Annotated in this window: 22 protein-coding genes and 1 pseudogene; 9 read left to right on the top strand and 14 right to left on the bottom strand. The window is 68.4% G+C overall.

Annotated elements, in window-relative coordinates; translation table 11 throughout:
- The first annotated feature begins 12 nt into the window (after positions 1-12).
- The 4 genes from CFB50_RS36345 to CFB50_RS36330 all read left to right on the top strand — a co-directional run bounded on the left by CFB50_RS36345 (position 13) and on the right by CFB50_RS36330 (position 2,858).
- Entirely contained in the window at positions 13-513 is a 501-nt protein-coding gene (locus tag CFB50_RS36345) for an Ohr family peroxiredoxin (protein WP_089449226.1), read from the top strand.
- Between the two features lie 122 nt (positions 514-635).
- Complete coding sequence (locus CFB50_RS36340; RefSeq protein ID WP_089449225.1) at positions 636-1,637, top strand: bestrophin family protein; 1,002 nt, start codon at positions 636-638, stop codon at positions 1,635-1,637.
- A gap of 332 nt (positions 1,638-1,969) precedes the next feature.
- Positions 1,970-2,449, top strand: coding sequence for a carboxymuconolactone decarboxylase family protein (locus CFB50_RS36335; RefSeq protein ID WP_069250092.1), 480 nt, complete (start codon positions 1,970-1,972; stop codon positions 2,447-2,449).
- A 4-nt stretch (positions 2,450-2,453) separates the two neighbouring features.
- Positions 2,454-2,858, top strand: coding sequence for a cupin domain-containing protein (locus CFB50_RS36330; RefSeq protein WP_089449224.1), 405 nt, complete (start codon positions 2,454-2,456; stop codon positions 2,856-2,858).
- A gap of 202 nt (positions 2,859-3,060) precedes the next feature.
- On the opposite strand, the gene CFB50_RS36325 is transcribed toward CFB50_RS36330, so the two are convergent.
- From CFB50_RS36325 to CFB50_RS36270, 12 genes are all read right to left on the bottom strand, one after another.
- A complete protein-coding gene (locus tag CFB50_RS36325; protein ID WP_089449549.1) occupies positions 3,061-3,963 on the bottom strand; it encodes a GNAT family N-acetyltransferase in 903 nt (300 codons plus the stop codon).
- 58 nt (positions 3,964-4,021) lie between these two features.
- A complete protein-coding gene (locus CFB50_RS36320) occupies positions 4,022-5,209 on the bottom strand; it encodes a M20 aminoacylase family protein (RefSeq protein ID WP_089449223.1) in 1,188 nt (395 codons plus the stop codon).
- Between the two features lie 73 nt (positions 5,210-5,282).
- The gene (locus CFB50_RS36315; RefSeq protein ID WP_089449222.1) at positions 5,283-6,740 is read right to left on the bottom strand and encodes an aldehyde dehydrogenase family protein; all 1,458 of its coding nucleotides are present in this window, start codon (positions 6,738-6,740) and stop codon (positions 5,283-5,285) included.
- Positions 6,737-8,014: an NAD(P)/FAD-dependent oxidoreductase gene (locus CFB50_RS36310; RefSeq protein ID WP_089449221.1), complete on the bottom strand. Its 1,278-nt coding sequence runs from the start codon at positions 8,012-8,014 to the stop codon at positions 6,737-6,739. The genes CFB50_RS36315 and CFB50_RS36310 overlap by 4 nt, the downstream gene beginning before the upstream one ends.
- 133 nt (positions 8,015-8,147) lie before the next feature.
- Entirely contained in the window at positions 8,148-9,473 is a 1,326-nt protein-coding gene (locus CFB50_RS36305; protein WP_089449220.1) for an NAD(P)/FAD-dependent oxidoreductase, read from the bottom strand.
- 2 nt (positions 9,474-9,475) lie between these two features.
- Positions 9,476-10,210 (bottom strand): cupin domain-containing protein, encoded by a 735-nt coding sequence (locus CFB50_RS36300; protein ID WP_089449219.1) that lies wholly within the window; start codon positions 10,208-10,210, stop codon positions 9,476-9,478.
- A 120-nt stretch (positions 10,211-10,330) separates the two neighbouring features.
- Positions 10,331-10,762, bottom strand: coding sequence for a helix-turn-helix domain-containing protein (locus CFB50_RS36295; protein ID WP_069250084.1), 432 nt, complete (start codon positions 10,760-10,762; stop codon positions 10,331-10,333).
- A gap of 23 nt (positions 10,763-10,785) precedes the next feature.
- Positions 10,786-12,063 (bottom strand): NAD(P)/FAD-dependent oxidoreductase, encoded by a 1,278-nt coding sequence (locus CFB50_RS36290; protein WP_441299796.1) that lies wholly within the window; start codon positions 12,061-12,063, stop codon positions 10,786-10,788.
- A 196-nt stretch (positions 12,064-12,259) separates the two neighbouring features.
- On the bottom strand, positions 12,260-14,134 hold the full coding sequence (locus tag CFB50_RS36285) for an ABC transporter ATP-binding protein (RefSeq protein ID WP_089449217.1): 1,875 nt from the start codon (positions 14,132-14,134) through the stop codon (positions 12,260-12,262).
- Positions 14,134-15,090 carry an ABC transporter permease gene (locus CFB50_RS36280; protein WP_069250082.1) on the bottom strand — a complete coding sequence of 319 codons (957 nt, stop codon included), beginning with the start codon at positions 15,088-15,090 and terminating at the stop codon, positions 14,134-14,136. Before CFB50_RS36280 ends, CFB50_RS36285 begins: the two co-directional genes overlap by 1 nt.
- A 30-nt stretch (positions 15,091-15,120) precedes the next feature.
- A complete protein-coding gene (locus CFB50_RS36275) occupies positions 15,121-16,074 on the bottom strand; it encodes an ABC transporter permease (RefSeq protein WP_069250081.1) in 954 nt (317 codons plus the stop codon).
- 79 nt (positions 16,075-16,153) lie between these two features.
- Positions 16,154-17,737: an ABC transporter substrate-binding protein gene (locus tag CFB50_RS36270; protein WP_089449216.1), complete on the bottom strand. Its 1,584-nt coding sequence runs from the start codon at positions 17,735-17,737 to the stop codon at positions 16,154-16,156.
- A gap of 591 nt (positions 17,738-18,328) precedes the next feature.
- On the opposite strand from CFB50_RS36270, the pseudogene CFB50_RS40595 reads away from it, so the two are divergent.
- Positions 18,329-18,460 (top strand): annotated as a pseudogene (locus CFB50_RS40595) (RNA-guided endonuclease InsQ/TnpB family protein); the annotation flags it as partial.
- A 65-nt stretch (positions 18,461-18,525) separates the two neighbouring features.
- On the opposite strand, the gene CFB50_RS36260 reads toward CFB50_RS40595, so the two are convergent.
- Both CFB50_RS36260 and CFB50_RS36255 read right to left on the bottom strand, forming a co-directional pair.
- On the bottom strand, positions 18,526-20,064 hold the full coding sequence (locus tag CFB50_RS36260; protein WP_089449215.1) for a methyl-accepting chemotaxis protein: 1,539 nt from the start codon (positions 20,062-20,064) through the stop codon (positions 18,526-18,528).
- A 204-nt stretch (positions 20,065-20,268) separates the two neighbouring features.
- Positions 20,269-20,937, bottom strand: a complete 669-nt coding sequence (locus CFB50_RS36255) for a haloacid dehalogenase type II (RefSeq protein WP_089449214.1) — start codon at positions 20,935-20,937, stop codon at positions 20,269-20,271.
- A gap of 468 nt (positions 20,938-21,405) precedes the next feature.
- On the opposite strand from CFB50_RS36255, the gene CFB50_RS36250 reads away from it, so the two are divergent.
- The 4 genes from CFB50_RS36250 to CFB50_RS36235 all read left to right on the top strand — a co-directional run bounded on the left by CFB50_RS36250 (position 21,406) and on the right by CFB50_RS36235 (position 25,352).
- Positions 21,406-22,266 (top strand): GNAT family N-acetyltransferase, encoded by an 861-nt coding sequence (locus tag CFB50_RS36250; RefSeq protein ID WP_089449213.1) that lies wholly within the window; start codon positions 21,406-21,408, stop codon positions 22,264-22,266.
- Between the two features lie 12 nt (positions 22,267-22,278).
- Positions 22,279-23,205, top strand: coding sequence for a 2-hydroxyacid dehydrogenase (locus CFB50_RS36245; RefSeq protein WP_089449212.1), 927 nt, complete (start codon positions 22,279-22,281; stop codon positions 23,203-23,205).
- Positions 23,206-23,368: 163 nt separating this feature from the next.
- Positions 23,369-24,769, top strand: coding sequence for an aspartate aminotransferase family protein (locus CFB50_RS36240; protein WP_089449211.1), 1,401 nt, complete (start codon positions 23,369-23,371; stop codon positions 24,767-24,769).
- A 91-nt stretch (positions 24,770-24,860) separates the two neighbouring features.
- Positions 24,861-25,352, top strand: a complete 492-nt coding sequence (locus CFB50_RS36235) for an Lrp/AsnC family transcriptional regulator (RefSeq protein ID WP_006749694.1) — start codon at positions 24,861-24,863, stop codon at positions 25,350-25,352.
- Positions 25,353-25,368 lie beyond the last annotated feature (16 nt).

Raw genomic sequence — 25,368 nt, 5'->3', positions numbered from 1 at the left:
CGAGCACGCATCATGGACGACAAGAAGCTCAAGGCCCCTGCGCTTTCCCTCCTCGACCGGTATCGGGGCGAGGCGTTTCAGCCGCTCTATACGACGAGCGTCACCGTGACCGGCGGCGAGACGGGACACGGCCGCGCGTCGGGCGTCGTTCGATCCGACGACGGCAGCCTCGCCCTCGATCTGCGCTTGCCCGCCGAACTCGGCGGCCCGGGCGGCGGCACCAATCCCGAACAGCTGCTCGCCGCCGGCTACGCCGCGTGCTTTCACGGCGCGCTGAACCTGCTCGAGCAACGCGCCGGCACGGCGCCGGCCGAGACCGACGTGGAGGTCCGGGTTTCGTTCGGCCGTGATCCGATGGACGGCGGTCATGCGTTGATCTTCGAGGTTCGTGTCCGGATGCGCGGCGTCGAGCGAAGCATCGCCGAGGAGCGGGTTCGCGCCGCGGAGCGCCTGTGCCCGTACGCCAAGATGGCCAGGCAAGGCGCCGTGAATGTCGTGACCGTCGTCGACTGACCCGACACGCGTCGGGCGCCGCCGCGCGGTGCGCCCCTGCCTTCGCCGCCGTCGCCTCGTGCCGCCTGGCCGCCCCCGCTGCGCGTTTCGCGACACGCTGAGTCCTCGATGAGGCCAAAGACATGCATCTCGGAAAATCCTACAAGCTGGCGGAATTCCTGATCTGGACGCGCTGGAAAGTTTACGAGCTCCTCGTTTTCGGGACCGTCCCGGTCGTCCTGTACACGTTCTTTTCGGTCAGGTGCTTGTCGATCCCGCTGACGATCGTGGCGCTCCTCGGCACCGCGACGTCGTTCATCGTCGGCTTCAAGAATGTCCAGACGTACAACCGCGCCGCGGACGCGCTGGACATCTGGACCGGCATCCTGGGCAAGAGCCGTCGCTGGGGCCAAATCGTGCAGGACTTCGTCGGCGACGAAGAGATCGCGCGAACCCTGGTCTATCGCCACCTCGCCTGGCTCACCGCGCTGCGCTACGACTTGCGCCGCCCGCGCGTCTGGGAAAGCACGAACAAGCGCTACAACGCGGAATACCGCCGGTTCTATCGCGTTCCGGAGTGGGAAAAGGACATCCGGGAGCTGCTCCCGGCATACCTGTCGCCGTCCGAAGCGGCACAGGCGTGCGCGTCCGCGTCGATCACGACGTTCGTGCTGGGCCTGCAACGCCGCACGCTCACGATGCTGCACACGGCCGGCCGCCTCGAAACGAGCTTCTACATGGACCTGCACAAGACGATCGGGGATTTCACCGACCTCCAGTCGCGCGCGGAGCGTTTCAAGAATTTCCCGTATCCGCGCCAGTACGCGACCGTCAGCTCGCTGTTCGTCCGATTCTTTTGCCTGTCCTTGCCGTTCGGTCTGCTGAACGAATTCAACCGGCTGAACGACGGCGTGAGCGGTTTCATGCACGGCTACATGGTCTGGCTGGTGGTGCCGTGCAGTGTCGCGGTGTCGTGGATGTACACCTCGCTCGACCAGGTCGGCGAGAGCACCGAGAACCCGTTCGAGGGCGGCGCGAACGACGTGCCCATTTCAACGCTGTGCGGCACGATCGAACGCGATCTCAGGGCGATGCTCGGGGAACACGCGGGTGCGCCGTGCGGCGACACGATCATCGCGCTGTAGCGAACCGCGCGCCTTCCCGCTGCGCTCGCCATCGCGCCGCCGGGCGTCTCGTGGAGTTGCGCGATGGCCTGCGCGTAGCCGGGGGCGTTCACGTTCGACCACCTGGCGAGCCGGGCATCGTGCAGGATCGTCCGGTCGTTCCAGCGAGTCGAGATCGGCGAACGCGCCGACGCCCTCGACATGGATTGGTGCCGAAGCGGCAACAGAATGCGCACCTGTCGGGCACTTCTGGCCCGCGTGGCCCGCGATTACGATGGTTGTCAGGCAGGCCGTGCGTGGGGCGCCACATGCACGGCCGGCAGTCGCGATTCCACATTTAAGGAAAACAGATCATGACGCAACGTATCAACTACTTCCAGCAATCGCCGGAACTGACCAAGAAGCTCGTCGAACTCGACGGGCTGTTTCAGAAGACGACGATCGAGACGCCGATCCGCGAGCTCGTCGAGATTCGCGCGTCGCAGCTCAACGGCTGCGCGTTCTGCGTCGACATGCACACCAAGATGGCAAAGATCCACGGCGAGCGCGAACTGCGCCTGCATCACGTCGCGATCTGGCGCGAGTCGACGCTGTTCTCGCCGCGCGAGCGCGCCGCGCTCGCATGGACCGAAGCGCTGACGCAGATCCCGTCGCACGGCGTGCCCGACGAGCTCTACGAACGCGTGCGGGGCCACTATTCCGAGAAGGAGCTGTCGGATCTCACCGTCCTCGTGGGCGCCATCAACTGCTGGAACCGGCTGAACGTCGCGTTCCGCGTCGTGCCCGGTTCGTTCGACAAGATGTTCGGGCTCGACAAGGCCAACCTGGAGTAACGACATGAAACGCCTCATGCTCGCGCTTGCACCGCTCGCGCTGTCGCTCCTGGCTCCCGTTCAGCCGGCCGCCGCCGCTCCGCACGCCACGGTGACGCAACTGTCCACGGAGCCGTTGCCCGAGTATCCGGGCAAGGAAGTGGAGATGATCGCCGTGGACTATCCGCCCGGCGCCGTCGATCCCGTGCATCGCCACGATGCACACGCATTCGTCTACGTGCTCGACGGCAGCATCGTGATGGGCCTGAACGGCGGGAAAACGGTCACGCTCCATGCCGGCGACACGTACCATGAAGGACCGGACGACGTGCACACGGTCGGACGAAACGCCAGCAGCACGAAGCCGGCGAAATTCATCGTGGTTCTGCTCAAGAACAAGGGCGCGCCGGTTCTTACCCCGGTGAAGTAAAGCGATCGCCGCCCGGGCCCGGCAACGCCGGGCCGCCGCGCAGGCATCCTGACGGCGAGCATGGGGCGCTGCCGGGCAAAGCGCGATCGGGCTTGCACGCCCGTGGTCCGGTCGCCGTTGACCCGCACGATCGACGAGCAACCGGGCCGGGCGCGCCGAGGTCACCAGGCGTGCGAGGCAATCCCGCGGACATAGCCGCGGCCTACAGCATCGCCTGGCTGACGAGCGCGTACTGTCCGCAGGCCGGGTCGGCCGGCCCTTCGTGCGCCGACGCCGGCGCGTTGCGCACCATCTTCGAACACGTATCGACCCGCGCCAAACCCTGTTCGGCCAGCCAGTCCGGCAAACTGGTCCCGTCCGGCACGTCGATGCGGACGAATTCGCCTTCCCGTTGCGTCAGCCAATGGCTGACGAGCGCCTTCGCATACGCATCGTCGCTCGCGCGCGGTGCGGCCACCGGGCCGATCACGTCGCCGCGCCCGAAACGCCGCAGCACCGAAAATCCGACCACCTCGCCATCGCGTTCGAGCACGACGCTTTCACCGCGCTGGAACAGCGCGGCCATCAGCGCATCGCGCTGGAGGCCGGACGCGCGCGCGTCCAGCTCGACGAGGCGCGGCCAGTCGGCCGGCGTTCCGGCCCGCAGCCGCACGCCTTCGGGCAGAACCACGTCGGCCGGCCGCACCACGTTCCCCTGATATTGGCCCAGCGATCCACACACGTTGAAGCCGAGCTTCTCGTACAGCGGCCGGCCGGCCGGCGTCGCATGCAGAAACGTGATGCGCGGCCCCAGCTCGTCGATGAGCATCTCCATCAGCTTGCGGCCGATGCCTCGCCCCTGATGCGCGTCGGACACGATGACATGCCCGATTGCGCCGCGATCGGCACCGTACTTCCAGCACATCGCCGTGCCGATCACCACGCCGTTTTCCTCGGCCGCGAACGCGGTCGAAGTGTCCGCGGAAAACTGCCAGTCTTCCGCCCTGAACGGCCAGCGAAGCGCGACGGTAAGCGCATGGGCCGCGGGGACGTCCGCGGCGGTGAAGCGCCGGTAGCGAAGCGCCGGCATCGTGTTGGAATCGTTCATCTCGTTTTCCCGTTTCATCAAGCAATCAAAAGTGTCGTCGTGCGCCACGGCCCGACTTCAATGCCGGCTTCGCGCATCACGGCGATCGCGTGAAGTAATGCTGCGCCAACGCGACCCAATAGCGGACGCCGGCCGGAATGATCTCGTCGTTGAAGTCGTATTTCGGGTGGTGCAGCGCCGGTGCGCTCGCGCCGTCCTGCGCATTGCCGATCAGCACGTACGCGCCCGGCCGCTCCTCCAGCATGAAGCCGAAGTCCTCGGACGTCATGTTCGGCGGCACGTCGCGGTCGACGCGCGCGTCGCCGAACGTGTCGCGAATCACCGCTTCGCACAGCGCCGTCTCGGCCGGCGTGTTGACCGTCGCCGGGTAGTACTGAAAAAATTCCACGTCGACCTGCGCGCCATAGGCCCCCGCGAGCCCTTCGCACGCAAGCCGCACGTCGCGCTGCAGCTTCTGCTGCAATGCCGACGACAGCGTGCGGATCGTGCCGCGCAGCTCGGCGGTGTCGGGAATCACGTTGTCCGTCGTGCCCGCATGGAACATGCAGACGGAGATGACCGCGGGATCCACCGGATCCTTGTGCCGCGCGGCGATGGTCTGACACTGCAGCACCATCGAGCACGCGAGCGGCACCGGATCGATGCCCAGATGCGGCTGCGCCGCGTGCGCACCCTTGCCCGTCACCGTGATCCTGAAGCGCGAGCCCGCGGCCATGATCGGGCCCGTGCGCAACCCGAAATGCCCGGCCGGCAACCCGGGCCAGTTGTGCATGCCGAATACCGCTTCCGTCGGGTATTGCTCGAACAGCCCGTCGTCGATCATCCTGCGCGCGCCCGCGCCGCCCTCTTCGCCCGGCTGAAACACGAAGTGAACGGTGCCAGGCAACTGCGGCAGATCCTTCAGCACGCGTGCGGCGCCGAGCAACATCACGGTATGGCCGTCATGGCCGCACGCGTGCATGATCCCGTGCGTGCACGATGCATGCGCGAAGTCGTTGGCTTCGTGGATCGGCAGCGCGTCCAGATCGGCGCGCAGCACGATGCCGCGGGTCGGATCGGCGCCGGGCAGGCTCGCGACGACGCCCGTGCCGCCCAGCCCGCGCGACACCGCATAGCCGAGCGCTTCGAGCTCGCGCGCGACGACGTCGGCCGTCCGGTGCTCTTCGAATCGCAACTCGGGATGCGCATGCAGGTCGCGGCGCAGCTTCGCCCAGTGCGCGTGATGCGCATGCAGCAACGGGTCGGGGATGACGGGGTTATCCAATTCCAATTTCGGCACCTGCGGAAAGTAAAAGGGTTCAGCCGTACTGCCGGCGCGATCGCGCGCGGCCGCCGTGTCAGTCGTAAAAGCCGACGATCGACTTGATCTCCATATACTCCTCCATCCCTTCGATCCCGTACTCGCGGCCGTTGCCCGATTGCTTGTACCCGCCGAACGGCGCCTGGGGGTCCCATGCCGGGTAGTTCAGATGCACCTGCCCCGCCCGGATGCGGGCAGCCACCGCGCGTACGTGTTCCTTGTCGGTGCCCTGCACGTGCGCGCCGAGCCCGTAGACCGTGTCGTTCGCGATCGCGATCGCTTCGTCGACGGTGTCGTAAGGCAGGATCGCGAGCACCGGGCCGAAGATCTCCTGCTGCGCGATCGCCATGTCGGTGCGCACGTCGGAGAAAATCGTCGGCCGCGCATAGAAGCCCCGGTCGAGACCCGCGGGCCGCCCAGGGCCGCCGGCGATCAGCTTCGCGCGTTCGCCGATGCCCACGTCGATCATCTGCGCAACCCGCCCGAACTGCGCGCGATTGGCCAACGGCCCGTGCGTGGTGGCTTCGTCGAACGGATCGCCGACCACGAGCGTTTGCGCGGTCGCGACGGCCAGCGCCTCGACCGCGCCGAGCACGGCGCGCGGCACGATCATGCGGGTCGGCGCGCTGCAAGATTGCCCCATGTTGCGGAACGCGGCGGCGACGCCCGGCGGGATCGCGCGCGACAGGTCCGCATCCGGCAACACGATATTCGGCGACTTGCCGCCGAGCTCCTGCGCGACGCGCTTGACGGTCGTCGCCGCCGCCTGCGCGACGAGCACGCCGGCGCGCGTCGATCCGGTGATCGACACCATGTCGACGTCCGGGTGCGACGACAGCGCGGCGCCCACCGTTTCGCCGCTGCCGCTCACGAGATTGAATACGCCGGCAGGCACGCCCGCATCGGCGATCACTTCCGCGAACAGCAGCGCGCTGAGCGGCGACAGCTCGCTCGGCTTCAGCACCACCGTGCAGCCTGCCGCGAGCGCCGGCCCGACCTTCGCGGTGATCTGGTAGATCGGCCAGTTCCACGGCGTGATCAGCGCGCACACGCCGATCGGCTCGCGCACGACCGCGGTCGTCCCGCGCCGCTCGACGAACGGGTAGCGCGCGAGGTTGTCGCGTGCTACGCGGATATGTTCGGCCGCTAGCGGCACGTGCGCGGCGCGCGCATAGCTGATCGGTGCGCCCATTTCCAGCGCGAGCGCGGTGGCGAACAGCTCCGCACGCTCCAGGATCAGCGCATGGATGCGATCGAGCAGCGCGGCGCGTTCTTGCGGTGAAGTCGCGGACCAGCGCTCGAACGCGCGGCGCGCGGCCTGCACCGCGCGGTCGGCGTCGCGCGCGCTGCCGAGCGGGATCTCGCCCAGCGTGTCTTCGGTCGACGGGCTGACGACCGCGAACCGGTCGCTGCCGTCGGGCAGCACCCAGTCGCCGTCGATGAAAAAGCGATCGAGCCGGCCGGCTTGCATCAGGTGAACAACAGGGGAATTCATTGCAGCTTGTCCTTGAGTCGATACCAGGCGCCGACGAACGGCAGGAACCACGGTTTGCCGAAGTGACCCGGAATCGCGGGCCAGTCGAAACCTTTCCACGGGTTGAGGTCAGCGCGTCCGTCCATGATCTCGGCCATCAACGTGCCCATCAGCGTGGCCATGTGCGTACCGTGGCCGCTATAGCCCATCGAGTAGTAAACGCCGTCCCGCTCGCCCGCGCGCGGCAGCCGGTTGGCCGTCATGTCGACCATTCCGCCCCAGCAATAGTCGATGCGCACGCTGGCCAGTTCGGGAAACACGGCGGCCAGTTGACGCCGCAGAATCGCGCCGCTCTTTTCGTCCGAACGCGGGTTCGACGTCGCGAACCGCGCGCGGCCGCCGAACAGCAGACGGCCATCGGGCGTCGTCCGGAAGAAGTTGACGAAGTTCTTCGTGTCGGTGGCCATCCGGCGCGTCGGCAGCAGGCGATCGAGCAGCTCGCGCGGCAACGGCTCGGTGACGATGATGAAGGCGCCCACGGGCACGACCCTGCGGCGAATCCAGCCGAACGGCCCGACGTGCGAAATGCCGCTCGCGAGCAGGACCTGGCGCGCACGGATCTCGCCGAGCGGGGTCCGCGCCGCATAGGTGCCGCGCGTGTCCCGCTTCAATTCCAGCACCGGCGCCTGCTCGACGATGTGCGCGCCGCGCGCCTGCGCAGCACGCGCCAGGCCGCGTACGTAACGGCCGACATGCATCCCCGCGCTCTTGCCGAACAGCAGCCCGCCGTGATAACGATCCGAGCCGATCTCGTCGCGCAGCTCGGCCTTCGTCACGAGGCGCGTGTCGGGGTCCACGCTCGCCGCGAGCAATGCCTGGCTGCGCGCGAGCTTGTCGTAGTGCTCGGGCTTCGCCGCGAGCTTCAGCTTGCCGGTGCGGGCGAAATTGCAATCGATCGACTCTTCCCTGACGAGCCGCTCGACCGTGTCGACGCCCGCGTCGAACGCCAGATAGAGCCGGTTCGCCAATTCCGTGCCGAGGCGTTGCGACAGCGACGCGTAATCCTGCGCGAAGCCGTTGTTGCACATGCCGCCGTTGCGACCCGACGCCGCCTGGCCGACGGTGCCCGCCTCGCAGACGATCACGCGCGCGCCCTTCCTGGCCAGCGCCAGCGCGGCGGCCGATCCCGTGATCCCGCCGCCCACCACCAGCACGTCGCAGCTGCCGTCGGGCAACTCCGGCGAGTGGCTCACGAATGGCTCCGACGTATCGAGCCAGTACGAACTGAAACGCATCAGGCACTCCCAAGCTGTCGCATCGCACTGTCGGACCGGCGAACGCTCACCGCACCGATCCGGCCGCGCGCGGGCGGTCCGGCTCGATGTGCGTCGAATACAGGCGGCCTCTCATCCATGTGACGGCGTTGCATCAGAAATCGGCGACCTTGCCCCATGCGGACTCGCTGAACCGGCCGGGCCGGTACGGCGCCGGGTCCACGAAAGGTTGCGCACCGGACGCCAGATCGGCGATCAGGTGCCCGGCGCCCGGGCCGATCCCGAAGCCGTGACCCGAAAAACCCGCCGCGAGGATCAGCCCCGGCACGCCCGGCACTTCGCCGATGCCCGGCACGCCGTCCGGCGTACTGTCGACGAACCCGGCCCACGCGTGCGTGATCTTCGCGTCGCGCAGTTCGGGCAACAGTTCGGCCGCGCGGCGGTACGTTTCGGCGACCGTCGGCATGTCGGGCTTCGGATCGAGAATGCGCACGGCTTCCATCGGCGTCGGCGCGTCGAGGCGCCAGCGCTTCAACGTTTCGTGGCCGCCGCGCACGCCTTCGAGGCCGCCCGGCAGCAGGTTACGCCAGCGTTTCGCGAACATCGGCACGAATTGCGGCGCGAAGCGCAGGAACTGCGGCGTCAGGTCCACGCGCGCGCGGCCGCTGATCGCCAATGCGTAGCGTCCGTCGCTGCGGCGCGTGACGGACACGCCGGACGTGTACATCGCATCCGGCAGCGGCGTGTCGACGGGCGACACGCTCAGGATCGACTGACGGATCGACGCCTGAGGAAACCGGATGCCGAGCTGGCGGCAGAACGACGACGCCCATGCGCCGCCGGCCATCACGACCGTTCGGGTCTTGATGACGCCGGCCTCGGTGACGACGCCCGCGACGCGGCCGCCTTCGAGTTCGATGCCGCGCGCCGCGCAGTGCTGGTGGACACTGCCGCCCAGCTTGATCAGCGCGGCGGCCACGGCCGGCGCGGCCTTGCCCGGATCGGCCGTGCCGTCGGTCGGCGAGAACACGCCGCCCTTCCACTGCCGCCCGGTGGCCCGTCCGCGTTCGGCGGCCTGCTTGCTGTCGAGCATGTACGTGGTCACGCCCGCGGTCTTCGCGAATTCGCCCCAGCTGGCCCAGCGGGACAGCTCGGCCTCGTCATTGCTGAGATACAGCAGCCCGCAGCGATGAAAGCCCGTGTCCTCGCCGGATTCGGCGGCGAATCGTTCCCACAGATCGATGCTCTTGCTTGCCATCGGCAATTCGCGCTCGTCGCGGTTCTGCTGCCGGCACCAGCCCCAGTTGCGGCTCGACTGCTCGGCGCCGATGCGCCCCTTCTCGACGAGCGCGACCGATAGGCCGCGGCGGGCCAGATAATAGGCAGTGAAGACGCCGATGATGCCGCCGCCGATCACGACGACGTCGGCCGCGGCCGGCGGCGTGGACAAGGTTTCGATATGGCGCAGCGGAGGGGACATGCTCAGTCTCGTTCGGTGGAGGGTTTGACGTTCTGCATCACGTAGAACTTCGCCACGCGTTCGCTGCTTTCCCACCCGATCGACGCGCCGCGCGGCACGAACAGCGCATCGCCGGTACCGAGCGACTGCACGCTGCCGTCGGGCGCCGCGAACCGGACGCCGCCGTCCAGCAGGAACATGAACTCGTTCGCGCGATGCGGCCGGACGATCCGGTGATACGGCGTCGAATCCCACGTACCCGCGCAGTACCCGGCGCCGTCGTCGGTGAATACGTTGTCGCTGCGGCATTGCGGCGCGGGGCCGAGCAGCACCTCGGCCGGCAGCGTGGCGGACGGCTTGAAGTCCGCGTCCGCGTGCAGCGCGAAGACGCCGCGTTTCGTCGGTTGCGCGCACGCTGCCGCGCAGAACGTCAGCAGCACCGGCGATTGCGCGGCGATGTGCAGTGCGGTGCCGCCGCCGATGACGGCGCCTTGCCCCGGGCCGACCACCAGCGGTGCGGCCCCGGCCGCTTCGAGCGTCAGCTCGCCCTGGATGACGACGACGGTTTCGATGTGCGGAAAGCTCGACACGTCCAGTTCGCCGACGAAAACGATCCGCCCCGCGGCCATCGCGTCGGGGCCTTCCCACGCAATCTCGCGATGCGACGCGAACGGATCGCTCGCGCCGAACGCCTGCTTGCGGAATGCGGTGGAAGACGGTGCGCCGTCGGCCCGGTGCAACACGAAAACTGCGGTCATTTCTGCTCCTGTGCAGTGCGTGACGGATTCGTTCAAAAGCTGTCACGCGATATCGGAAATCGTCGTTCGCCGGCGTTTCTGCCGGACACCCTCAGCGGCGCATGTCGTCCATGCGTGCGCTTATGCCGCGTGACACGACGCTTCGCGGCGTTCGGCGCGCAGGCGCGTCGATGGCGTTCGCACCGGCGCGCCGCCTGTTCGGGCGACCACGTAATCGCGCGGCGTGATCCCGAGCACGCGCCGGAAATGCCGGCACAGGTGGCTCTGATCGAAGAAGCCGACGTCGGTCGCGACGACCGACGGCGCGAGACCGGCGCGCAACAGGTCCTGCGCCCGCCGTATCCGCACGAGACACAGATACCGGTGCGGCGACAGCCCGGTTTCGCTGCGAAAACGCGCGGTGAAACGCGACACGCTCAACCCGGCCACCGCCGCGAGCGTGTCCAGGTTCAGCGGCTGCGCGAACGACGCGTCGATCGTGCGCAGCACGTCGCCGATCGCCGGCGAGACCGGCCGCGCGACACGCGGCGAGCCAACGAATTGCACTGTCATGTCGATTTCTCCCGGCGCTCGCTTCAATGCAGGAAATCCTGCATCCGGTAATACGCGCCGACGAGCGGCAAGAACCACGCGTGCCCGAAATGGCCCGGTATCGCCGGCCATTCGAGCTCGCGCCACGGGTTCGACGCGGCCGCGCCATACAGCACGTCGGCCATCACGCGGCCCATGTGCACCGACATCTGCACGCCGTGGCCGCTGTAGCCCATCGAGTAATAGAGGCCGTCGTGCTGGCCCGCGCGCGGCAGCCGGTCGGCGGTGATGTCGACGAGGCCGCCCCAGCAGTAGTCGAGCCGCACGCCGGCCAGTTCCGGGAAGTAGCCGGCCATGCCGGCACGCAGGACGTCGCCGCTCTTCGCGTCGGAGCGTGGGCTCGACATCGCGAAGCGCGCACGGCCGCCGAACAGCAGCCGGTTGTCGGGCGTCACGCGGAAGTAGTTGCCGATCTGGCGCGACGTCACGTATGCGCGGCGATGCGGAAACAGCCGGTTCAACTGCGCGTCGGGCAGCGGCTCGGTCACGACGATGAAGCTGCCGACCGGCGCGATGCGTCGCCGGAACCACGCGAACGGCCCGTGCTGCGATGCGCCGGTCGCGACCAGCACGCGGTCGGCGACGATCGTGCCGCGGGCACTGGTGATCCGGTGGCGCTCGCCGTCGAGCTTGTCGAGCTGTGTGACGGCCGCGTGCTCGTACACACGTGCGCCGGCCCGCACGGCCGCTTGCGCGAGGCCGACGCCGAACTTGCCCATGTGCATCTGCGCACCGTTGTGCTGCAGGAGCCCACCGTAAAAGCCGTCGGATGCGATTTCATCGCGGATTTTCGACGGCTCGATCAGCTCGATGTCGGGATCGACGTCGCGCCGCAACGCGTTGAAGGTCTTTTCGAGCCCCGCGAAATGCTGCGGCTTCGCGGCGAGCTTCAGCTTGCCGGCGCGCCGGAAATCGCAGTCGATCGCCTGTTCGGTCACGATCGTCTCGACGCTCTTCACCGCGCTTTCGTACGCGCGATAAAACTGTTTCGCCTGCGCGGCGCCGATGCGCGCGGCCAGCGACGCGTAGTCCTGCGCGACGCCCGTATTGCACTGGCCGCCGTTGCGGCCGGACGCTTCGCCGGCGACCTGCGCGGCTTCGAGCACGACCACCGAGACGCCGCGCTGCGCGAGCGCGAGCGCCGCCGACAAGCCGGTGAAACCGCCGCCGATCACGACCACGTCCGCGCGCCCTTCGACCGGCCCTTCGCTTCCGGCGTGAAACGCGGGACGGGTATCCAGCCAGTACGATTCCAGTTTCATTGGGTCCTTCTTGTGCATGCCGGCAACGACGATCGGCGACCGTTCAATGAGAATCATTTAATCACCGTCAAAAACCGCAGTTGCCGCGTATTCGCGCGCGGCACGCGTACAAATTGCCGTTTTGCGCGACCGCCGCAGCAGACTATGCGGCGGCCTGTTTACCGCACCGCGCGATGAACGGTTCGCGCGCCACGCACTACAGCTGCACCGGCGTGACACCCGCGGGAATCGGCTCCGCCTGGAAGCGCGCGAGATCCTCCTCGCTGCGATGGCACAGCACCTGCGCGCCGTTGCCGAGCGTGCGCAGCGACGGGGCCGTCCGGTTGCACACGCCGTCCACGCGCATCGCGCAGCGCGACAGGAACGGACACAGCTCGGCCTCGTTCTCGCGCTCGCCGATCGGCACCAGCGGCCGGTGGCAACGCTCGGCCGCATCGTCGAGCCAGCCCGCGCGCAACTCCGGCGCGGACGACACCAGCAGATGCGAATACGGGTGATAAGGCGGCGCGCACAGCGCGTCGCGGCTGCCCGTCTCCACGCGGCGGCCCGCATACAGCACGACGATGTCGTCGCTGATCGCGCGCACCTTCGCGATGTCGTGCGTGATGAACACGTACGACACGCCGAGCTTCGCCTGCAGGTCGCGCAGCAGCTCGATGATCGCGGCGCCGACCACGGTGTCGAGCGCCGACGTGACCTCGTCGCACAGGATCAGGTCGGGCTCGGCCGCGAGCGCACGCGCGAGATTCACGCGCTGCTTCTGCCCGCCCGACAGCTCGCCGGTACGCCGCGACGCGACCGCCGGCGGCAGCCGCACGAGTTCGAGCAGCTCCGCGACGCGCTGGCGTGCACGCGCGCCCTTGATCCCGTGGTAGAACGCGAGCGGCCGCGCGAGCGTGCGCTCGACGGTATGCACCGGGTTGAGCGCGGTATCGGCGTTCTGGAACACGATCTGCACGCGGCGGTGCTGCTCCTTCGTCCGTTTGGCGATATCGCGCGCGAGCGGCTCGCCGTCGAGCAGGATCGCGCCGCCGGTCGCCGGCACGAGGCCCGCGATCACCTTCGCGAGCGTCGTCTTGCCGGAACCCGATTCACCGATCACGCCGACCGTCTGCCCGCGCCCGATGCGCAGGTCGACTTCATGCAGGATCACCTTCGCGGGCCAGCCCTTCGCGGTACGGCCGCCGTAACCGGCGATCGCGCCGCGCACGTCGAGCAGCGGCGCCGGCGCGGCCGGCTCCTGTGCCTGCGCCGGCGCGTCGCGTTCGGCATCGTTCGGCGTGACCGCCGCGATCAGGCTCTGCGTGTATGGATGCGTCGGCGCATGCAGGATCTGTTCGGTGTCGCCCGCCTCGCGGATCACGCCGTCGCTCAGCACGACGATCCGGTCGGCCATCTGCGCGACCACGGCCAGGTCGTGCGACACGTACACCGCACTCATCCCGTAGCGCCGGATCACGTTCTTGAACGCCTGCAGCACGTCGATCTGCGTGGTCACGTCGAGCGCGGTGGTCGGCTCGTCGAGGATCACCAGCTCCGGATCGGTGATCAGCGCCATCGCGGCCATCAGCCGCTGCAGTTGACCGCCCGACACCTGGTGCGGATAGCGCTTGCCGATCGTCTCCGGCTCCGGCAGCGCGAGCGCGCGAAACAGCTCGATCGCCTTCGCCTGCGCGTCGCGCTTCGTCATCGTCTTGTGGATCAGCGCGCTCTCGATCACCTGGTCGAGAATCGTGCGCGACGGGTTGAACGCGGCGGCCGCGCTCTGCGCGATATACGCGACCTTGCGGCCGCGCAGCGCGGTCAGCGCCTCCGCGGAAAGCGTGCACACGTCGGTGCCGTCGAGCTTCACCGAGCCGCCGGCGATCCGGCATCCGGCGCGCGCATGGCCCATCAGCGACAACGCGATCGTCGTCTTGCCGGAGCCCGATTCGCCGATCAGCGCGAGCACCTCGCCGCGCCCGATCTCGAAGTCGACGCCGTGGACGATCGTCGTTTCCTCGCCGCCCGGCCGGCCGCCGACCACGCGCAGCCCGCGCACCTCGACGAGCGGGTTCGATTCGTGTCGCATCAGTGTCCTCCGGCGGCGCCGGCCGCGCCCTTGCGGCGGCCGCGATGCGGCAAGCCGTCGATCATCAGGTTGACGCCCACCGTCAGGATCGCGATCGCGACCGCGGGCATGATCGCGACGGCCGAGCCGTCGCCGAGGCTCGCGATGTTCTCGCGCACGAGCGAGCCGAGGTCCGCATACGGCGGCTGCACGCCGAGCCCGAGAAAGCTCAGGCCGCTCAGCAGCAGCACGACGAACGTGAAGCGCAGCCCGGTGTCCGCCAGCATCGGGTGGATCATGTTCGGCAGCATTTCGACGCACGCGATGTACAGCGCGCTTTCGCCGCGCGCCTTGGCCACCTGCACGAATTCGAGCGTGCTGATGTTGACGGCCAGCGCGCGCGCGATCCGGTACGAGCCGGGCATGTAGCTGATCGCGGCGGTGAGCACCAGCAGCGGCAGCGACGAGCCGAACGCGGCGACGAGCATCAGCGCGAACATCTTCGACGGAATCGACGTGAGCGCGTCGAGCAGCCGGCTCATCGTCTCGTCGACCGCGCGGCCCGACACGGTCGCGAGGAGCCCTAGCGTCGTGCCGGTCACCGCGGCGAGCAGCACCGCGGCCAGCGCGAGCAGCACGGTCAGCCGCGTGCCGTACAGAATCCGGCTCAGCATGTCGCGGCCGAGGAAGTCGGAGCCGAACGGCAGCTTCGCGCTGAACGACGCGAACACGTCGGGCGTGACGATCGCGCCGACGTCATGCGGCGCGATCAGCGGCCCAAACACGGCGACGAACAGCATCAGGCCGACCATCGACGCGCCGACGCGGCCGCCGGTCGTCAAGGCGATGCGCGCGGCGCGGCGCTTGCGCGGCTGGTCGGGTGCAGGCGCGGCAGGCGGCACGCTGCCCCGCCCCAGGGGCGGATCGCCGGAGGGCGGCAGCGCGCTGCTGCGTTGTACGGGTTCGATCGGTTGCATGGGCGACATCTCGGAAGAAAGACGAAACACTCAGGTGCGCAGTCGCGGGTTCGACACGATCGAGCACAGGTCGGCGAACAGCACGAGCGTCAGGTAAGCGACGCAGAAGATCAGCGTGCACGCCTGGACCAACGGGAAATCGCGGTTGCTGACGGCGTCGACCATCAGGCTCGCGAGGCCCGGATAGTTGAAGATCGTCTCGACGACGATCACGCCGCCGAGCAGATACGACAGGCTCAGCGCGATCGCATTGGCGATCGGGCCGATCGCGTTCGGCAGCGCATGGCGCAGCACGACGCGTGCGGGGCTCGCGCCCTTCAACGTGGCCATCTCGACGTACGACGCGCTCAATTGCTCGATCACCGCGGCGCGCGTCATGCGTGCCATCTGCGCGATCACGACCGCGCACAGCGTCAGCACCGGCATCGCGTACGCACGCAGGAAATCGTGCAGGCTTTCGATCGGGCCGCTGTACGACAGCGCGGACAGCCAGCGCAGCTTCACCGCGAACACGAGCACGGCGACCGTCGCGATCAGGAATTCCGGCGTCGCGACGAGCGACAGCGTGCCGAGGCTGATCACGCGGTCGATCACCGACTCGCGCTTGACCGCCGCGAGGATCCCGAGCAACAGCGCGATCGGCACCGACACGGCGGTCGTGATCGCCGCCAGCGTGAGCGACTTCGGCAGGCGCCCGCCGATCAGCTCCGACACCGGCATGTCGCCGGATAGCGACCGGCCGAAATCGCCGTGCAACAGGCCGGTGAGCCAGTGCACGTAACGCACGTGCGCCGGCATGTCGAGGCCGAACTGCTGGCGCAGCGCGGCGACCGTCTCCGGCGTCGCCGACTGGCCGAGCGCGGCCTGCGCGGCGTCGCCCGGCAGCAGGTTCGTGATCGTGAAGATGATCGCGGACACGATCAGCAGCGTCAGCGCGGTGACCGCGATACGCCGGCCGATCAGCCCGATGAGAATTCGGTTCATGGTGCGGCACTCCAGAAAAAACCGCGCGTGGCCGGCGCGGTGGTCCGCACCGGCCGCGCGACGGCGGCCAGCCACAACGTCATGCGTTCCACCACACGTTCTCGGCGAACGTGAAGCCCATCATCGGCCCGGTGGGGATCGAGCCGAGGCCCGCGAGCCGCTTGTCGTAGCCGTCGAGGAAGCTGATGAACGCCGGAATGCCGACCCGGCCCTGCTGCGCGACGATCACCTGCATGTCGCCGTACATCTGCTTGCGCTTCGCGTCGTCGGTTTCCGAGCGCGCGGCGAGCAGCAACTGGTCGAACTTCGCGTTCTTCCAGCCCGACTCGTTCCACGGCGCATCCGACTTGAAGAACTGCGTGAACAGCACGTCGGCGCTCGAGCGCGGGTTGATGTTGCCGAAGGTCAGCGGGTGCTTCATCCAGTGGTTCGACCAGTAGCCGTCGGGCGACGCGCGGTTGACCTGCAGGTTCAGCCCGATCTTCTGGCCGGCCTGCTGCAGCAGCACGGCCATTTCGATCGACCCGTTCGCGTCGGACGTCGCATAGATCGGCGGCAGTGACGCGCCCAGCGCGCCGGCCTTCTGCAGCAGGAACTTCGCCTTGTCCGGATCGTGCGCCCGCTGCGGCAGCGACGCGTTGAAGTAGCGATGCCCCGGCGGAATCGGCTGGTCGTTGCCGATCACCGAGTAGCCGCGGAACACCGCCGTGCGGAGCTGCTCGCGATCGAACAGGTACTTCATCCCTTCGACGAAATCGGGGTTCGCGACGATCGGGTTGTCGCTGCGCATGATCAGGTCGGTATAGAGGCCCGACTTGGTTTCCTTCAGCGCGTAGCCCGGCGTCGACGAGACCCGCTGCGTCGAGCGCGGATCGATCGCGTTGATCAGGTGCACGTCGCCCGACAGCAGCGCGTTCAGGCGCGCGGCGCTGTCGCTGATGCCGATCAGCTCGATCTCGTCGAGATACGGCTTGCCCGGCTTGAAGTAGCTGTCGTTGCGCACGCCGACGGTCGACACGCCCGGCTTGAACGACTTCAGCTTGTACGGGCCGCAGCCGATGCCCGTCGAGAAGTCGGTCGTACCGTCCTTGACGATCACGAGCTGCGGCGTCGCGAGGATCACCGGCAGATCGGCGTTCGCGCTGGCGAGCGTCAACGTGACTTCGTCTGGGCCGGTCGCCTTCGCATCCGTGAACTGTTCGGCAAGCGTCTTGACCTTCGACGCGGTGGCCGGATTCTTGTGGCGCATCAGCGAAAACACCACGTCGGCCGGGCCGACCGGCTTGCCGTCGTGGAACGTGACGCCCTTGCGCAGCTTGATGATCCACGTCTTCGCATCGGTCGTCTGCAGCGACTCGGCGAGGTTCATCTGCGGCGTCAGGCTCGCATCGAGCTGCGTGAGGCCGCTGTAGAACATGAAGAAGCGCGTGTAGTCCGCGCCCGTCGAGCCCTTGGCCGGGTCGAGCGTATCGGCCGTCGAGCCGGCTTCGTTCGCGACCCGGATCTTGCCGCCGCGCTTCGGCGCGGGCGCGGCGAAGGCAGAGCCGGGGGTCATCAGCAGTCCGCCGGCGCCGGCGGCCATCATGCCGCTCGCCGCCATGACCTTCATCATGTCGCGGCGCGTGAAGCCGCCCTTGCCGCCATTGTCGATATCGTCGCTCATCCGAACTGCTCCTGACTGTGGAAAGTGGGGTCTTGGGTCCAGCGTGGTTCTCGAATCCCGCCGCGCCCGCGTGCTGGTGGCGGTCGCAACGTCGTCATGCAATTCATTTAAGCATCGCCAAAATGCGGTTTGTCGCGATTCGGGCGGCCCGCACGATACGAATCGACCGTTTTGAGCCGCCCGCGCAGCATGAATTGCTGCGTGCGCATCCGAGTCGCCGTGTGCCCGGCGGCGTGTCGCGGCGGCTGCCGAACCCGTGTCGATGCAGGAAATCGTAAGGCCGCAGCCGCCGCAGATTGCGCCGACAAAATTGCCCGTTCGGCATCCGGCGCGCGTTTGGCTCACGCAAACCGCACGTTTGTGTCGAATGCGTGCGCGCATGCCGACGACGGCCGAAACGAGCGGCAGGTTGCGGCAGATCGCCGCATGCACGAGCTTCAGCGGTGGGGATCGCGACGGCACGTCGCGCAGGAAAGTTCAGAAGAATGCCGCTCGATCGGAACGGCTTTGAGGGAAGACGGGAGAATGACGGGACTGCCCCGAAACCGGGCCCGTACAGCCGTCAGGAACCGCGCCGCCAGTCGGCGACGCGGCCCGATCAACGCGACGTGCGAGCAATATGCGAAGTCGCGCAGCCAACACCGACGCCCCTACCCGCGCTATCGCGGCAGGAAATCGATGGGCTGGGAGTCCCTCACCGGCATGTCGGCGCGCACGCCGGGCGTGTGCCGGCGCGGCGCACCGAAGGCAGGAGGACGCGCCAGCCGCCTGCGGCCGGCGCGAAGCCGTCACGCGGCGAGCCGGAATACCGATACGGCGGCCCGCAGGCGCGCCGCCTGCTCGTCCAGCGACGAGGCGGCCGCAGCCGCCTGCTCGACGAGTGCGGCGTTCTGCTGGGTGACTTCGTCCATTTGCGCGACCGCCAGCCCGATCTGTTCGATGCCGGTGCTTTGCTCGGCCGATGCCGCCGAAATCTCGCCCATGATGTCGGCCACCCGGTCGATCGACCGGACGATCTCCGTCATGCGCGCGCCGGCCGTCTCGACGAGCCGGCTGCCGCTGCCGGCCCGCTCGACCGACGCGTCGATCAATCCCTTGATGTCCTTCGCGGCCGCGGCGCTGCGTTGCGCGAGCGAGCGGACTTCCGACGCGACGACGGCGAACCCGCGCCCCTCCTCGCCGGCCCGCGCGGCTTCCACCGCGGCGTTGAGCGCGAGAATGTTGGTCTGGAACGCGATGCTTTCGATGACGACGGTAATGTCGGCGATCCGCACCGATCCGTCCGAAATCTGCCGCATCGTTTCGACGACCGCCTGCACGGCGGCGCCGCCGAGTTCGGTCGCACCCTTCGCCTGGGCCACGAGCGCATTCGCCTGGCGCGCGTTGTCGGCGTTCTGTTTGACCGTGGACGTGATCTGCTCCATGCTCGCGGCCGTTTCCTGCAGCGACGCGGCCTGCTGCTCCGTGCGCTGCGACAGATCCAGGTTGCCTTGCGCGATCTCGCCGGTGCCGGTGGCGATCGAGTGGGTCGTGGTCTGGATCTCGGCGATGGTGTCGGTCAGCCGCGCCTTCATGTCGCCCAGCGCGACGAGCAGGCTGCCGGGCGCCGCGTGCGCCGTATCGAACTGCACGTCCAGTTCGCCGGCGGCGATGCGGGCGGCGATCTGCGTCGCATGCGCGGGCTCGCCGCCCAGCGTGCGCCTGACACTGCGCAGCACGCCCCATGCGATGGCCGCGAGCGCCACGGCGATGACGAGCGCGACGGCGCCGAGCACCATCGCGAGCCGGGTAAAGGCGGCATTGATGTCGTCGTAGAAGAATCCCGTGCCGATCCACCAGTCCCAGTCCGGAATCGCGACCACGCCCTGCAGCTTCGGCTCCAGGTCCGCGTCGGGGCTGCGCTTGATCAGCACGTCGACGAGCGCGAAATGCGACTGCGCCATGCCCGCGCGGTACGCCTCGCTGTCGGTCAGGCCGCTGGTCGTGCGGTTGCCTTTCGCGCGCGTACCGATGAATTTCGCGTTCGGGTGGACGAGGTTGACGCCGTCGGACGTCGTGACCCAGAAGTAGCTCTTCGAATTCGCGTTGAGCGCCGCCAGCGCGGCCTTGGCCTGCTGCTGCGCCTGCTCCTGCGTGAGCGTGCCGCTGGTCTGCATCGCGCGATACGAATCGACCAGATGCTCGGCCTTGGTCAGCAGAATGACGATCTCTTCGCGGCGGCTGTCGATCAGCGCGTCGCGCAGCGTGTGCAGCGACAACGCGGCGAGCAGGACGACGCCGAGCAGCGCCGCGGCGACGAGCATCAGCAGTTTGGTGGACAACTTCATGCGGGGGCCTCGAAATATTAACCGTTCGGTACATATATCGGCCCGGGCGGCCCCGCCTTGAACGACTCGATATCGGTAATTACCCTCGCTTCGTACGCTGATCGAACGCGCGACGGGACGCGACGGGACGCGACGGGCTCGGACGGCATCGCGGTCGAGTCCCGTCCCGTCGCGCCGATCGATGAATCGGCCGGCGCAGGCGACTTACAGGCCAAGCTGCGTCGCCAGTTGGTCGATGCCCGACACTTCGTAATAGTTGTAGAACGGCGTGCCCGGCTCGTGGCCGCGGTTCACGAACGCCTTGTGCTTGATCCCGAGATCCTCGGCCGTCATCAGGTCGTAGCGCAGGCTCGACGACACGTGCAGCACGTCCTCCGGCTTGCAGCCGAGCTTGTCGAACATGTATTCGAAGCCCTGCATCCGCGGCTTGTACGATTGCGCCTGCTGCGCGGTGAACACCGCGTGGAACGGCGCGCCGAGCTTGTCGACGTTGCTCATGATCTGGTCGTCCATCGCGTTCGACAGGATCACCAGCTTGTACTTCGACGCCAGCCGCGACAGCCCGGCTGGCACGTCCGGGTGCGGGCCCCACGTCGGCACCGCGTGATAGAACAGCTCGGCCTCGGCTTCGTCGAACTTCACGCCGAGCCGCGCGCAGGTGCGACGGACCGCGTTGACGACGACGTCACGGTACGGCTTCCACGCGCCGAGCACCTCGTCGAGCCGATAGGCGGCGAACGCGCGCACGAAGGCCTCCATCGTGGCCGGCGACAACCGATCCGCATAGATTTCGCGCGCCGTCTCGGCCATCCGGAAATGGGTCAGCGTGCCGTAGCAGTCGAAGGTGATGTACTTCGGTTCAAACTGGATCATGGTCAGGTCCTGTCGGTGTGAAGCCCCGGCAGGGCCGGGGGATGGGCTGGGTTTAACGAAATTGAATCAGGGCAAAAAGTCGTTCGCGCATCGTTCGGCGCCGCTCAAAACGCACAATCGCCGCAAGTTGCCCGGCACATGCAGCACGATCTGCGGTGCGATCGGGCGCGGCGGGGCAGGGCCGGCCGGTGGGTGCCGTGCTGCCGCAGCGGGCTCGCCTGCCGGTGCGGCCCTCCGGCAGGCGGCAGCGCCGCCGTGCATTAATCGTAGTGGCGTTTCCACAGCACGAGTGGCGGGATTGACCGGCCGCGCCGGCACGATCAGCGCGTTCGTCCGCGTCGATCGAACGGGTTTGCATCGATCTCGCGGGCGCGCCCGTCACCGCCGGAAAACAGGCGAATCGTCCTATCCGCGCCGCACCCGCGCTGGCAGAGTGAATGCGTCATTTCCACCCATCCGGAGTCCGGCGTGTCCGACCTCAACCCTTCCCGCACGCTCATCTATCGCCCGTTCGCCGAAACCGACCTGCCCGCCGCCCATCGGCTGTCGGAGGCGGTCAAGTGGCCGCACCGGCTCGAAGACTGGCGCTTCGTGCTCCAGCTCGGCGGCGGCATCGTGGCCGAAGACGAGACCGGCGTCGTGGGGACCGCGCTGGGCTGGCGTCTCGGCGAATCGCACGCGGCGCTCGGCATGGTGATCGTGTCGCCCGAGCGCGCGGGCGGCGGCATCGAGCGCGAGCTGCTCGCCCGCGCGCTCGACGGCTTCGGCACACGAACCGTCTTTCTGCATGCGATGCCGGGACGCGAGCCGCTGTACGCGGCGTTCGGCTTCGAGCCGATCGATACGATCAACCAGCATCAGGGCGCGGCGTTCCGGCCACCGCTGATCTCGCTGCCGCCCGGCGAGCGCCTGCGCCCGCTCGGCACCAACGACGGGCCGCGCCTCGCCGCGCTCGCATCGCGCGCGGCCGGCTACGAACGCGGCGCGGTGACCGACGCGCTGCTCGACGTCGCGAACGGCATCGCGCTCGATCGCGACGGCGAACTGCTCGGCTTCGCGCTGTTCCGCCGCTTCGGCCCCGGCCACGTGATCGGCCCGGTGATCGCGCCGGATGCGCTGCGCGCGCAGGCGCTCATCAGCCACTGGCTCGCGTTGAACGAAGGGATGTTCGTGCGGGTCGACCTGCCGAGCGACAGCGGGCTGTCCGACTGGCTGGACGGGCTCGGGCTGCCGCGCGTCGATACCGTCGTCACGATGGCGCGCGGTGCGACGCCCGCGCGCGACCCGGCGCTGCGCGCATTCGCGATCGTGAGCCAGGCGCTCGGCTGAACGGGACACACGATGAGCTTTCTCTACAAGGCCGACCCGGTGCGCGGCGCGCAGTGGGCGGCGCGCTTCGCGCAACAGGCGCCCGATCTGCCGTTCCGGATCTGGCCGGACCTCGGCGACGCCGCGGCCGTTCGCTATCTCGCCGCATGGCAGCCGCCGGACGATCCGGTCGCGCTGTTGCCGAATCTCGAAGTCGTGTTCTCCGTCGGCGCCGGCATCGACCAGTTCGACCTGTCGCGCGTGCCCGCGCACCTTCCGGTCGTGCGGATGATCGAGCCGGGCATCGTCGAAGGGATGGTCGAATACGTGACGCAGGCCGTGCTGACGATCCATCGCGACCTGTTCGACTATGCGGCCCAGCAGCGCGACCAGGTATGGCACGAGAAACCCGTACGGGCGGCGGCATCGCGGCGCGTCGGCGTACTCGGGCTCGGCACGCTCGGCCAGGCCGTGCTCGATACGCTGCGGCGCTTCGGCTTCCCGTGCGCCGGCTGGAGCCGCACGCCGCGCTCGCTCGACGGCGTCGAGTGCTACGCGGGCGATGCGGCGCTCGACGCGTTCCTCGCCCGCACCGACATCCTGATCTGCCTGCTGCCGCTCACCGACAGCACGCGCGGGCTGCTCGGCGCACGCGTGTTCGATGCGCTACCGGCCGGCGCGTCGCTGGTGCAGGTCGGGCGCGGCCCGCAGCTCGATGAAGCCGCGCTGCTCGCCGCGCTCGCGAGCGGCCGGCTCGACAGCGCGATCCTCGACGTGACGGACCCCGAACCGCTGCCGGCCGGCCATCCGTTCTGGATCCATCCGCGTATTCGCCTCACGCCGCATATCGCCAGCGCGACGCGGCCCGACACCGCGGTCGACGCGGTGCTCGCGAACCTCGCGCGCCATCGCGCGGGCCAGCCGATGATCGGCGTCGTCGATCGCGCGCGCGGCTACTGACCTGACGCGCGCCCGGCCCGCCGGGCGCGCAGCAGAAAATGCCGAAGCGCCCCGCACAAACGCCGCGCGCATACGTTTCGGGCCGCAAATTGAAGACGCATCCGGATTTCTCGCCCGTTAGCATGAACTCACCGCTGACACCTGACGAGAGTCCCGCCTTCCCATGAACCAAGCCGCGCTGATCGAAGCCGATCGTCAACACCTGATCCACCCCGTCGTCAATTACCGTGCGCACGAAGCGCGCGGCGTCACCGTGCTCGAATCCGCGGACGGCGTGTTCCTGCGCGACGCCGCGGGCCACACGCTGCTCGACGCGTTCTCGGGCCTGTGGTGCGTGAACGTCGGCTACGGCCGCGAGAGCATCGTGAAGGCCGCCGCCGACCAGTTGGCGAAGCTGCCCTACGCGACCGGTTATTTCCATTTCGGCTCGCAGCCGGCGATCGAACTCGCCGAACGGCTCGCCGCGCTCGCGCCGCCGTCGCTGAACCGTGTGTACTTCACGCTCGGCGGCTCGGACGCGGTCGATTCCGCGATCCGTTTCATCACGCACTATTTCAACGCGACCGGCCGCCCGTCGAAAAAGCAGATGATCGCGCTGGAGCGCGGCTATCACGGCTCGTCGTCGATCGGCGCCGGGCTCACCGCGCTGCCCGCGTTCCACCGCCATTTCGACCTGCCGCGCGCGGACCAGCACCATATTCCGTCGCCCTACCCGTACCGCCATCCGCTCGGCGACGATCCGCAGGCGCTGATCGCCGCGTCGGTCGCCGCGCTCGAAGCGAAGGTCGCCGAACTCGGCGCGGACAACGTCGCCGCGTTCTTCTGCGAGCCGGTGCAAGGCTCGGGCGGCGTGATCGTGCCGCCGGCCGGCTGGCTGAAGGCGATGCGCGACGCGTGCCGGCGCCTCGGCATCCTGTTCGTCGCCGACGAGGTGATCACCGGCTTCGGCCGCACGGGCCCGCTGTTCGCCTGCGAGGCCGAACAGGTCGATCCGGACCTGATGACCGTCGCGAAGGGCCTGACGGCCGGCTATGCGCCGATGGGCGCGGTGCTGATGTCCGACGAAATCTACGAAGGGATCGCGGGCGACCGCGCCGATTCGCCGGTGGTCGGCCACGGCCATACGTATTCCGCGCATCCGGTCAGCGCGGCGATCGGCCTCGAGGTGCTGAAGCTCTATCACGAAGGCGGGCTGCTCGCGAACGGCCAGGCGCTGGCGCCGCGCTTCGCCGCGGGGCTCGATGCGCTGCGCGCGCATCCGCTCGTCGGCGACGCGCGCTCGGTCGGCCTGCTCGGCGCGCTCGAACTGGTGGCCGACAAGGCGCACAAGACGCGCTTCGACCCGGCGCTGAACGTGCCGGACAAGATCGCGGCCGCCGCGTACGCGAACGGCGTGGTGTTCCGCGCGTTCGGCGACGGCGTGCTCGGCTTCGCGCCGGCGCTGAGCTTCACCGCGGGCGAGTTCGACCTGCTGTTCGAACGCGTGCGCAAGACGCTCGACGACGTGCTGGCCGACGCGGGCGTGCAGCGCGCGCTCGACGCCGCGCACGCGCAGCCGGCCTGACCGGCCAAGGGAAAGCCGGGCTTGTGGCCGTCATCGTTCGACTCTAAAGTAACCGGACATTCCATTTTTCCGATTCCCGACGCACGTGAACATGACGGACAGCAAGCTGGATCGCATCGACCTGCGCATCCTCTCCCAGTTGCAGAAGCGCGGCCGCATGACCAACGTCGAGCTGGCCGATGCGGTCGGGCTGTCGCCCAGTCCATGCCTGATCCGCGTGAAGCGGCTCGAGAAGGCCGGCTACATCGGCGGCTACGGCGCGCACATCCAGCTCGAGAAACTCGGCGACGTGCAGGTCGTGTTCACCGAAGTCACGCTGGCCGACCACCGGCGCGAGGATTTCGACCGCTTCGTCGCGGCGATCCGCAACGTCGACGAGATCGTCGAATGCCACCTCGCGAGCGGCGGCTACGACTATCTGCTGAAGTTCATCACGCGCAGCGTGAGCCATTACCAGACGATCGTCGAAGGGCTGCTCGAGCAGAACATCGGCATCGAGAAGTATTTCAGTTACGTGATCATCAAGTCGCCGTTCGTCAAACGGCACTACCCGCTCGAATCGCTGTTCGGCGAGCGTCACTGACACCCGGCGTGCGTCA

It is taken from the genome of Burkholderia sp. AU33423, from assembly GCF_002223135.1.
GTDB lineage: Bacteria > Pseudomonadota > Gammaproteobacteria > Burkholderiales > Burkholderiaceae > Burkholderia > Burkholderia lata_D.
Note: the sequence above shows the minus strand (reverse complement) of the source record. Positions and strands in the feature narration are given on the sequence as shown.